The sequence below is a fragment of the Apibacter sp. B2912 genome (genome assembly GCF_009827835.1).
Taxonomy (GTDB): Bacteria; Bacteroidota; Bacteroidia; order Flavobacteriales; family Weeksellaceae; genus Apibacter.
In genome coordinates this window covers 63,429-74,287 of record NZ_WINV01000002.1, presented here as the reverse complement: position 1 = coordinate 74,287, position 10,859 = coordinate 63,429, and the positions used below count along the sequence as shown (strand labels likewise).

Here is a 10,859-nt window from a genome sequence, read left to right as displayed (position 1 = left end):
ACCAATATCTTGATTATTTTAGCAGCCTAAAACAAACTATTTATTCAATAATCTCTCAATCAACTCATTTTTTTCTTGAATCATGCGTTCATAGAGTTCTTGTTTTTCTCTAAAAAGATCTTCTTTTTCGGTATACAGTTCAATGATTTTTTCAATAGGATTAAATGTGCATTTATAATGAAAACTTTCAATTGTATTTGCAATAAAATTCAAAGCGCCTTCATCATTGAAATTTTCAATCGCCTCTACGGGAATTTTAAGAATTTGAGCGATTTTTTCAAGAGTTTCTTTTTCAATTTCTTCTTTGGCTTCCAATTTAGAGACTCCTGCTTGCGTTATATGTAATTCAACGGCTAAAGCATCTTGTTTAACGCCTAACATTTCTCGCAATCTCTTTATATTTCTTCCGTGATGTACTTTTTTAGAGCTAATATCAGCATTCATGGTTTGTTTCGTTTTATCTGTTTACAAAAATATAAAATTATACGAATTAAATAAGATATTCTTCGGTTGTTGTGCGAATTAACATTTTATAATTATTTATCTTATCTAGGTGTCGTTACTTTGCTTGTATAAATATAATTAAAATATGAAACACAAGCCTTATAAACACATACAAGATTTGATTGATGATTTAAAGAAAGATCACGCTAAGCACAGTGAATATGCAGGTATCGGAAGTTATAAACATTTAGGGTTTACTATTCTTTCAATGCTAAATAGTTGTCAAACGCATTTGTTTTCTTTGGAAAATCAAGGTTCAAAGGAAGAAGAAGAAATACGGATTGATATTTATAACCTTTTGGAATTAATAAAAAAACTTCTTCCACATCTCGAATTTGAATTTTTAGATAGGGTATTAGTCGAAGACTAACGAAATTGGAATACGCAATTATACTTTAAAAATATCTTGAATTAGTTGTTGCACCCTTTGGGTTGAATAATAATACAAAAACATTTTATAGTTAAGCAAATCCATGACCTCAACTTTCCAAATATATTTGTTGTACGATTGAATTCTAATCTCCATTGAAGCATCTACAAATAAACCTAAAACGGCATTTTCAATCGAATTTATTTTAGAAAAAATTTCGAGTACTTGCGATTTTAATGCAGGTAAAGCCTCTTCCCTTTTAATAGAAAGTAATTTAGAACTATTTTCTAAATAAAGTAAAATCAATGGTTAAATTTCTTTTTATCTTTCGTAAGAATATGAAAACGCCATAACAACATAACGGCAGCAAATCCTAACCCAATACACAAACCGATCCAGGTTCCCACAGCTCCCAATTTTTGTTGGATGCATAAATAGTATCCTATGGGAATAGCTAAGATAATATACGCTATAAAACAAATAAGGGTCGGAATTTTCACATCTCTCATGGCTCGTAAACAGCCTAAGCTCACCACTTGTATACCGTCAAAAATTTGGAATAAGGCCGTTAAAATCACTAATCGTGAAGCAATAGCAATAACTTCGGTTTTACTTTTATCAAAAAATATTAACGGAAGTTGATCTTTAAAAATGATAAAAAGTATACCGCATATCGTCATAAAACCGACAACCAAATATATATTTGCCATCCCTGCTTTTTTTAGATCCGCCATATTCTTAACTCCATAATATCCGGCTACTCTAACGGTTGCTGCCACACCAAAACCGGTACATACTTGAAAGGTTATAGAAGCCAAATTGGATGTTACCGAATGGGCGGAAGTATCTAAATAGCTGTGCATTCCTGCAATAAATGCAGCAAGGGCAAACGAACTTATTTCAAATAAAGACTGTAATGAAGAAGGCAACCCTATGGAAATAAGCTTACGAAAATAGGCCGCTTGAAAATTTTTCCATTTAACCCCTTTTAAATAAAATAATGATTTTTTGTTAGTATATAAAACCACTATAATAATACACATCATTAAAATACGCGCTATTAAAGTTGCCGTTGCAGAACCTTGCAATCCCATTTCCGGCAATCCCCAATATCCGTATATCAATCCGAAATTCAAGATTACATTTACAATATTAGATATGATGGTTGCGATGGTAACTAAAATAGTCATGGAAATACCTTCAGAAAATTGTCTGTAAGATTGAAAAATCATTAAAGGCAATAAACTCCATGCGCTTATATTAAGGAAAGTAATTGCGTCGGGAATTACGGATACATCTTGTCCGGCTTTGTACATCAAAGGAGAGCACAACTCTAGTAAAAGAATGACCCCTAAGGCCAAAGATACATTCAAAACCATTCCGTGAGTAAATATTTTTTTCACTCGGTCAGTGTTTCCATTGGCTACGGAAGAAGATATAAGAGGCGACATGGAATAGGAAAACCCTAACAAAAAAACCAAGAAAATGAAAAACAAACTGGTTGCCAATGAAGATGAGGCCACGGCTCTTTCTCCTAAGTTTGCTATAATAATAATATCAATAAAATTCACGGAAACTTGTCCCAATTGAGTAATTACAACAGGTAATGCTAATTTAATATTTGCTTTAAAATGTCCTTTTAAATCCATTTGATTTTATTAGAGCCTGCAAAGATAGTGAATTAACAGAAATTCAATTGCTAAGCTTTCTGAATCTTTATACTAAAAATCCAAAATAATTTAATTTTATAGAATAAAATCTATTGTATCAATGGCATTTTGTATTATATAGAAGCCAACTTTTAAAATTTCAAGAATAATATCAGTATTAATGAAACAAAAGATGTACCTTTGCACTGCCAGGCATTCGCCATTATAAATGTAATACACTAATACATGAATACCCCTGCAAAAGAAAATTATTTTTTTCAGAAAATTGTGGTTATTGTCGGAACAGCTTTATTTATTATTAAAGTTATTGCCTGGCAGCTTACCCATTCCATAGCGATTTTAACCGATACGTTGGAAAGTATTATTAATGTTGCTGCCGGATTATTTTCTTTATACAGCCTTTACCTATCTTCCAAACCCAAAGACAGAGACCATCCCTACGGACACGGTAAAATTGAATTTATTTCGGCCGGGATTGAAGGAAGTCTTATTACTGTAGCCGGTGTGCTGATTATTTACGAATCGATACTTAATATTTTCAACGTTCATGAAATACGCAAACTGGACTTTGGAATTCTTTTAATTGCCGTGACCGGACTGGTGAACTATATTATGGGAGTTGCCGCCATTAAGAAAGGTAAAAAAAATAAATCTTTGGCTTTAATTTCGGGAGGAGAGCATTTAAAATCAGATACGTATTCCACCTTAGGACTTGTATTGGGTCTTTTTGTCATGTATTTTTTTAAAATATACTGGATGGATAGCGTGATAGCCCTGATTTTTGCTTTGATTATTATTTTTACCGGGGTTAAAATTATTCGTAAATCCTATGCGGGAATTATGGATGAAGCCGATGAAGAATTGATCGTTCAATTAGTTGAAACTTTAAATAAGAACAGAAATCCAAATTGGATTGACATTCATAATGTACGGTTTATAAAATACGGAAGCAGCTTACATCTGGACTGTCATTTAACCTTGCCCTGGTATTTTAATGTGAGGGAAGCTCATAAAGAATTAGATGCGCTTAAAAAGATAATTATTGATAACTTTGGCAACAGTTTTGAAATGTTTGTTCACGTTGATGATTGCTGTGAATCTATTTCATGCAAAATTTGTACAAAAACCAATTGCCCGTATCGTAAATATCTTTTTGATAAGGAGGTTTTGTGGACAAAAGAAATTATTGAGATTGACAAACGCCATAAATTAGATAAATAAAATATGAGTAAGAAAAAAAATTATTTACGTATTGAAGAAACTATTTTTAAGTCTTTAGGAAAAATTGGATATATCATTATCTTTACTTTAGTATTTTCTCTCGTAATGGTGTTGGTAGATTTTATACTTCATTGTTTTGTAGATAATCATTATACTTCTAAATTCTTATTCTCAGGAGAAATACCTTTTTCAAATTGGATCAACTTAATGTGGAAAAATTATTCTTTCTCCTTATTTAAAATAGTTTTCTTTGGCGTTATATTTATTATTTTGGGCTTTTATAGAAGCAAAGCTTTAACGAACGAATTTTCTCAATAGATCTAACAATTAAAATTACACTAAAATAAAAAGCTGCTTCCTGATTAGAAAGCAGCTTTTCTATTTATAAAAATATATTCTAATTTTATTTTTTAGTTAAAATGCTTGAAACGGCAGATTTTATAATTTCTGCTTTTTTAGCTAATTCTTCATCATTCCACAATAATGAAATAGGAATGGTTACCGTTTTGCTGATAATATCATCTGATTGTGAATAATCTGCATTAGCATAATTTGGTAACAATTCTTTGTGCTCTTTATAAAGAGGGGCTAACGATTTCAGTAATTTCAAATGATCCCATTTTCTGATATAATGCCAATTGTTATCATACCAATAAGCATTGCCAATACCTTTACTGCTTAATTCAAGCGATACTTTTTTTGCTAATTCTTGGCTAGGTAAAAATATACTTAAAAAAGAAGCATTATCTCCCGCTTCATCCGGTACTCGTCTGAAATTAACACCCTCTACTTCCTTTAACGCATCTTTTAATACTTTTTTATTTTTACGTTGTATGGAAAGTATTTGATCTAATTTTTCAAATTGAGCAAGACCTACAGCGGCGTGTAATTCAGAAATTCTGTAATTTAATCCTAAATACGGATGATTTTCGGCGCCTCTATTATTTCCGATATGATCATGTCCGTGATCCGTATATTGATCGGCATGTACATAGTACTCATCCTTATTGGTTACTACGGCTCCTCCTTCTCCACAAGTTACGGTTTTAACAAAGTCAAATGAAAAGCATCCTAAGTCTCCTATAGTTCCCAAATATTTACCTCTATAAGTACCTCCAAATGCTTGACATGCATCTTCAATTAATAATAATTTATATTTTTTTGCCAATTCTTTCAATGCGGAAATATCTGCCATAGCTCCGCACATGTGTACGGGCATAATTACTTTGGTTCGGGAAGATATGGCTTTTTCTACAGCTTTGGGATCTAAGGTTAACGTGTCGTCAATGTCAACCAAAACAGGAATGGCTCCCACGCTTAATACCGCCTCGAAACTGGCCACAAAGGTAAAGGTTGGAAGTATCACTTCATCTCCTGCCCCAACTCCTGCAGCATTCAAAGCCGTTATTAAGGCTGTTGTTCCACTACTGGTAAGTTGTGCATGACTTACATGCATTCTTTTTTGAATGGCCTGTTCAAACTCTTTTGCCTTCCAATGATTATTCCTTGCGGATTCAAAGTTATAACGCATAAGAATACCACTTTCAATAACATCGTTCAGGTGTTTTTTTTCTTCTTCACCCCAAAGCTCATATCCTGGCATAATAAAACTATTTTTATATTATTTTTTTTGTTAAAAATGTTAAACAAAGGTAACAAATTGACTGAAAAGAATCTTTATAAAAACAAATAAAAAAAAGTTAATACCTGAACTATTTCACTATAGATTATTTACAAATTTTGGAGCTGAACTCCCGTTTATAAAGGTAAAAAACAGTAATCAAGCTTTTATATTTTCCCTATTAGAAATAAAAAATACCAACTATTATATTAACTCATTTTGTAAAATTATAATATATCTAATTTTATTGTATAAAATTTATTAAATATTTAAATATTATTAATTTTTATTTATAATAATTTATTTTATTTGAAAAAATATTTAAAATTATATAAAATTAAATGTTAATAATTGTTAACTTTGTTAAACTAACATTAACATTAAAAAAGTACATGAGCACACAGGCTCCATACCGTTTTTTCATTTTATTATTTTTAGGAATTTTTAATTCAATTCCTGCCCAAATTATGCCCCCCCCTTCGGTGACGATAAAAGATCATAATGGCCTGAAAAGTCCTGTTACCATTGATTGTAATTATAAATTCAACGAAAACCATAAAATTTTACTGAAGGCTGAATATCCGGAACTAAAAAACACGTCTTCCTATGCTGTAACCTCTATTCCTTTTAATCCGGTGGGAACATTCTCTGAAGGTCAAGAAGTTATCATTGACAGTGATGATAAATGGAGCAACGCACAAGAACTCCCTTTTAATTTCTGTTTTTACGGTAATACTTTTAACTCTATTATTTTAGGTGATAACGGAGTCATCTGTTTTGATACCCAATATGCGGGAACTGAATGTCCTTATGCCATTGCAGGATCTATCCCCGATCCTAATTTAATGCATAATACCATATTTGGGGCTTATCATGATATGACCAATGATAGTGATGTATTTGGATGTACTCGTGATTGCGGTAAAATCACCATGTATACGACAGGGATGATTCCTTTCCGAAAAACAATCATAAATTATTATAATATGAATCATTTCGGTTGCGAAGACTCAAAATCGACCGTGCAAATAATACTTTATGAAACTACTAATGTTATCGAAGTCTATGTAAAAGAGAAACCGTTAACTTGTGAAATAGGAAATGAAAAAAGAGCACTTATCGGAATCACTAATTCTGATGGATCTGAAGGAGTTTCACCCGATCAAAGAAATACAGGAATCTGGGAAGCCTATCATGAAGCATGGAGATTTGCTCCGCAAGGTACTCCTACTGTTCCTAAAGTTGAATGGAAAGATGCCGATCAAACCCTTCTTCCTTCATCGGAAGTTAATCCGAAAAATTCAACAACTTATTATGTGAACGTATCCTATGCCGGTTGTACTCCGATTACCCTAAATGATGAATTCCAAATTATTTTCGCCTCTGACTTTCCAAAAGTGAAAGATATACAGGTAAATAAATGTTTTGAAGGTATAACCCCAAATGAAGTTATCAATTTAGAAGAATTGATGAAAGAAGCATCTGAATCTACTCCCGATGTCATTACCACTTTACATCAGAATATAGAAGATGCCCATTCAGGACAATATCCTTTGACGGGTTTAAATTCCTATCCGATTACTTCTAATTCAAATTCCTTTTATTTACGAGCTTCAAAGGGTAAAGATTGTTATTCGACCTCGGTGATTACCATTCACATGAAAAGAAAACCCGGCCTAAAAGAAATGGAACCTATTATTATTTGTAGTAATGGTGACCGGGATTCTGAAATAATATATTTAAACAATTATACGAATCAAATAAATGGATATGAAGAATGGATGAACCTTGATTTTTATGATTCCTATGCTAATGCTCTAAACGGAAATCATCCCATTAGTACCCTTTCGCTTTCTTCTGCGGTAACCGTCTATGCAAAAGCAAGTAATAAAGATTTTGAAGATTGTTTTTCTATCATTCCTGTAACTTTCAAATTTCAAAAAACGATTGTTTCCAAACCTCAAGAAATTATACTTTGTAATGAAGATTTAAAAGGACGAGAAATTTATAATTTGAGATCCTATGAAGCCTCGATTACGGGATATGATAATCTTTCTTTTAGTTATTTTACTTCCGAATCTGATGCTTTACAAAATATAAATCCTATAGTAAATCCTAATAATTATTATGTGACCAATGGAGAGAAAATTTTTATAACCATTACAAGTCCGGGCTATTGCTCTTCTATATCATCGTTAACTTTTACTTTTAAAAAGTCTTTAGTAGAAAACTTACATAAATACGTGTGTGATGATAATTCCCAAGATATAAAGGTGAATCTTTTAGACTATTATTATTTAATGAAAAAAGAACACGATATAGATCTTTATGGAATGTACACTACCTGGCAAGGAGCTATAGATAAAGATAGTTTGCTGCTAATTACTGATTTAGAAAATTTTAAAGTCAATTATCCATTTTCAATTATTTATGTTCGTTTTTATGATAAAAAGATTAAATGCGATTTTATTCGAGAAATAAAATTGGAGATTAGAGATAAAATTGAAAAAAGGCCATCTTATAATGTTTGCGATATTAATAATTCAGGTAAAGTTAATTTTAACCTTAATACGTTAAGACCTATTTTTCTTGCCGGATATCCACCATCTTCAATCGCATTTTATGAAACATTGGATGACTATAACAATGAAATTAATCCGGTAACTGAAACTATCATCACCGGACCCAAAACCATTTATGTCAAAGTTAATGTTGATGATGGATGCAAATATTTCTATATGATTAATCTCTTTTTAAAATCTTTAGAGGTATCTGAAACACAAAAAATTTCATTATGCGATAGAGGTAATGATGGAATTGAAAATTATTATTTGAACGATTTAATCAATTTTTTAGGCCTAACCGATTACAGTTCTGTTCAATTCTACACGTCTGAACACGATGCTTTCAAAGAAATACATCCGATTTCTGCTATAGAACCCTATCCTATAAGTATAAGTAATAATAAAGTATATGTTAGAACTAATTATGAAAACAGTTGTCCAAGTATTATTCCTGTAGAAATATGTTTGTTGGAATCGGTAACAGTTCCTGATTTGAAAACTATTCAGGTTTGTGATACAGACAATAGCCATAACAAAATAGTAAATTTAATTCCGGTGATTGCAGAAAGCGGAGTAGATACGAAACTAGTTTCGGTAGATTTTTATTTAACGGCAGAAGGAGCTCAAAATCAAAACAATAATGAAAAAATTTTAGATCCTACTGCATTCGCCTTATACAACACTACTACACTATATGTTCGTTTTACCAACAAAAAATCAAAATGTTGTGAAATAAAGCCTTTAAAAATAAAGTTAAATCCTTTTCCTATTGTTTTAAAATATAACTTGGATATCTGTGACTTTAGTAATGATAATGAGGAAGAAGTAATTTTAAGTGAATTAAACTCTCATATAGTTATCAATCCGCAAAGTTTTACTTTCTCCTATTATTTAAATGAACAAGATGCTTTAAATAACATTAATACTATTATAAAACATACTATAAAAAATTCAACGCAACTATATGTTAAAATCTCTTCAGGTAAGGAATGCCAGATCATTCAAAAATTAGGTTTTACGTTACAATCTTCACCTTTAGTTAAAGATAAAATTGTTGAAATATGCGATAATAATGCCGATGATACGGAAATTGTAGATTTAACCTTATATGAAGAAGATTTAGTTACAACTTCCCGATCAAATTATCAATACTCATATTATACTTCATATGAAAATGCGTATGCAGATAAATTTAGTATTTCCAATACAAATGAATATGTCATTCAACCATTTCCTACTACCATTTATGTAAGAATTACTAATTCTTCAGGATGTTTTTCCATTGCAAAAATCACTTTTAAAAGTGCAGAAAAAGTGTTAGCTCAAAATAAAAAAATACATATTTGCGATGTGGGATCAGATATGCAAGAATATGTTAATTTAACCAACTATATATCTGATGTTTTAATTACCTCGGGCCAAAATTTAACTATTAATTATTACAAAACCGAGGAAGGAGCTAATAATAGAGACAGCCATACGCTCATAAAAAATCCTGAACGTTATTCTGTTACCTTATCAAAAGATTATGTATGGGTACGGATGGATAATCCTTCTACCGGTTGTTATACGGTTAGATATTTAGAAGTTAATTTAGAACCTCTTCCTAAACTTATTAATGCTAAATATTTAGTTTGTGATACAGATTTTGACGATATATATAAAGTAGATTTAGATGATCTTCGCTATACCGTAATATTTAACCCCGACGGGTATACATTTTCCTATTATCATTCTCAGGAAGATGCTGTTAAAGACATCAATAAGATCAAAAATATACATCAATACACAGTAAAAAGCTTTAATGAAAAAATAGTACTGAAAGCAACCAATAAATACGGGTGCAGCTCAATCAGAACTGTTACCTTATACACAAAAGATAAAATTAAGGTTTCAACTCAATCCATGGAAATTGAAAGTTGTGATGATGACTTTGATGGATTAACATTTTTCAATATCACTACCATGAACTCATCCATAACCAAAGATCCAAAGGCTACTTTTGAATATTTCAGCACTTTAAACGATGCTAAAAACCAAACCAATCCTATTGTAGATCCTTATAATTATAAAAATATTATACCTTTTAAGGACCAAGTATACGTCCGAGTTTCATCTCCCGATTACTGTCCGGCTCTAAGTGTAATAAACCTTAAGGTTTTACCGGTTCCTGTAAGTTCATTACAAAAGAACCTAAAAATATGTCCGAATGGAACTCTTGAACTAGTAGCGGATACAAAAAATCCTGAGGATTTTTACGAATGGAATACCGGAGTAAAAGGATATGATAAACATACAATAACCATATATAAAGCAGGTATTTATACGGTTACCATTACCGGTAAAAACGGTTGTAAGTATACTTATACCACTCATGTAACCGAATATGCTAAAACGAGAATTACAGATTTAAAGGAAGGTAATGATTATATAACGGTAATTGCCGAAGGGGATGCTCCTTTGGAATATTCTATGGATAATAAAAATTGGCAATCCCATAATACATTTTATAATCTAAAACCGGGGATATATACTTTCTATGTAAGGTCATTGGCAAACGGTTGTTATTCTCCCGAAAAGAAAGGAGTTTTATTTAAGATAAATAATGTGATAACTCCCAATGGAGACAATCTTAATGATGCGTGGAGATTATGCGGCTTGGAAAATTTCGACTCACTTCCTTCTCATATCAAAATTTTTGACAGATATGGTAAAGTTGTATTTTCACAAAGTTCTAATTCATGCTTTGTATGGAATGGATATTATTTGGGCAGACCATTACCTACTACTTCCTATTGGTATGTTATTGATATTGCTGACGGAAGACAATTTACAGGATGGATCGTTGTAAGAAACCATAATAATCATGTTGATTAATGAATAAATAGTTCTCATATAAATTTTTATCT

At 31.3% G+C, this 10,859-nt stretch carries 8 protein-coding genes; 4 read left to right on the top strand and 4 right to left on the bottom strand.

Annotation, left to right across the window (positions count from 1 at the left end):
- Positions 1 to 36 precede the first annotated feature (36 nt).
- Positions 37 to 444 (bottom strand): helix-turn-helix domain-containing protein, encoded by a 408-nt coding sequence (locus GFV01_RS03685; protein ID WP_160564911.1) that lies wholly within the window; start codon positions 442 to 444, stop codon positions 37 to 39.
- A gap of 145 nt (positions 445 to 589) precedes the next feature.
- Between GFV01_RS03685 and GFV01_RS03680 the strand changes: the two genes are divergently transcribed.
- Positions 590 to 874, top strand: coding sequence for a hypothetical protein (locus GFV01_RS03680; RefSeq protein WP_160564909.1), 285 nt, complete (start codon positions 590 to 592; stop codon positions 872 to 874).
- An 18-nt stretch (positions 875 to 892) separates the two neighbouring features.
- On the opposite strand, the gene GFV01_RS03675 is transcribed toward GFV01_RS03680, so the two are convergent.
- Together GFV01_RS03675 and GFV01_RS03670 are read right to left on the bottom strand one after the other, a co-directional pair.
- The gene (locus GFV01_RS03675) at positions 893 to 1,180 is read right to left on the bottom strand and encodes a hypothetical protein (protein WP_160543145.1); all 288 of its coding nucleotides are present in this window, start codon (positions 1,178 to 1,180) and stop codon (positions 893 to 895) included.
- Positions 1,177 to 2,523, bottom strand: a complete 1,347-nt coding sequence (locus GFV01_RS03670) for an MATE family efflux transporter (protein ID WP_160556771.1) — start codon at positions 2,521 to 2,523, stop codon at positions 1,177 to 1,179. Before GFV01_RS03670 ends, GFV01_RS03675 begins: the two co-directional genes overlap by 4 nt.
- Before the next feature lie 246 nt (positions 2,524 to 2,769).
- On the opposite strand from GFV01_RS03670, the gene GFV01_RS03665 reads away from it, so the two are divergent.
- Both GFV01_RS03665 and GFV01_RS03660 read left to right on the top strand, forming a co-directional pair.
- Positions 2,770 to 3,765, top strand: coding sequence for a cation diffusion facilitator family transporter (locus GFV01_RS03665; RefSeq protein ID WP_160564907.1), 996 nt, complete (start codon positions 2,770 to 2,772; stop codon positions 3,763 to 3,765).
- Positions 3,766 to 3,768: 3 nt separating this feature from the next.
- Positions 3,769 to 4,083: a hypothetical protein gene (locus GFV01_RS03660; RefSeq protein WP_160556773.1), complete on the top strand. Its 315-nt coding sequence runs from the start codon at positions 3,769 to 3,771 to the stop codon at positions 4,081 to 4,083.
- 85 nt (positions 4,084 to 4,168) lie between these two features.
- Here the strand turns inward: GFV01_RS03660 and GFV01_RS03655 are convergent, their stop codons facing one another.
- Positions 4,169 to 5,368: a DegT/DnrJ/EryC1/StrS aminotransferase family protein gene (locus GFV01_RS03655; protein WP_160564905.1), complete on the bottom strand. Its 1,200-nt coding sequence runs from the start codon at positions 5,366 to 5,368 to the stop codon at positions 4,169 to 4,171.
- A 410-nt stretch (positions 5,369 to 5,778) separates the two neighbouring features.
- Here GFV01_RS03655 and GFV01_RS03650 point away from each other — a divergent pair, with 410 nt between their 5' ends.
- On the top strand, positions 5,779 to 10,827 hold the full coding sequence (locus GFV01_RS03650) for a T9SS type B sorting domain-containing protein (RefSeq protein WP_160564903.1): 5,049 nt from the start codon (positions 5,779 to 5,781) through the stop codon (positions 10,825 to 10,827).
- The last annotated feature ends 32 nt before the right edge of the window (positions 10,828 to 10,859 follow it).

Excerpts from the sequence above, each read along its gene's own strand:
- GFV01_RS03685 (WP_160564911.1), bottom strand. The coding sequence starts at position 444 with ATGAATGCTGATATTAGCTCTAAAAAAGTACATCACGGAAGAAATATA.
- GFV01_RS03680 (WP_160564909.1), top strand. The coding sequence starts at position 590 with ATGAAACACAAGCCTTATAAACACATACAAGATTTGATTGATGATTTA.
- GFV01_RS03670 (WP_160556771.1), bottom strand. The coding sequence starts at position 2,523 with ATGGATTTAAAAGGACATTTTAAAGCAAATATTAAATTAGCATTACCT.
- GFV01_RS03665 (WP_160564907.1), top strand. The coding sequence starts at position 2,770 with ATGAATACCCCTGCAAAAGAAAATTATTTTTTTCAGAAAATTGTGGTT.
- GFV01_RS03660 (WP_160556773.1), top strand. The coding sequence starts at position 3,769 with ATGAGTAAGAAAAAAAATTATTTACGTATTGAAGAAACTATTTTTAAG.
- GFV01_RS03655 (WP_160564905.1), bottom strand. The coding sequence starts at position 5,368 with ATGCCAGGATATGAGCTTTGGGGTGAAGAAGAAAAAAAACACCTGAAC.
- GFV01_RS03650 (WP_160564903.1), top strand. The coding sequence starts at position 5,779 with ATGAGCACACAGGCTCCATACCGTTTTTTCATTTTATTATTTTTAGGA.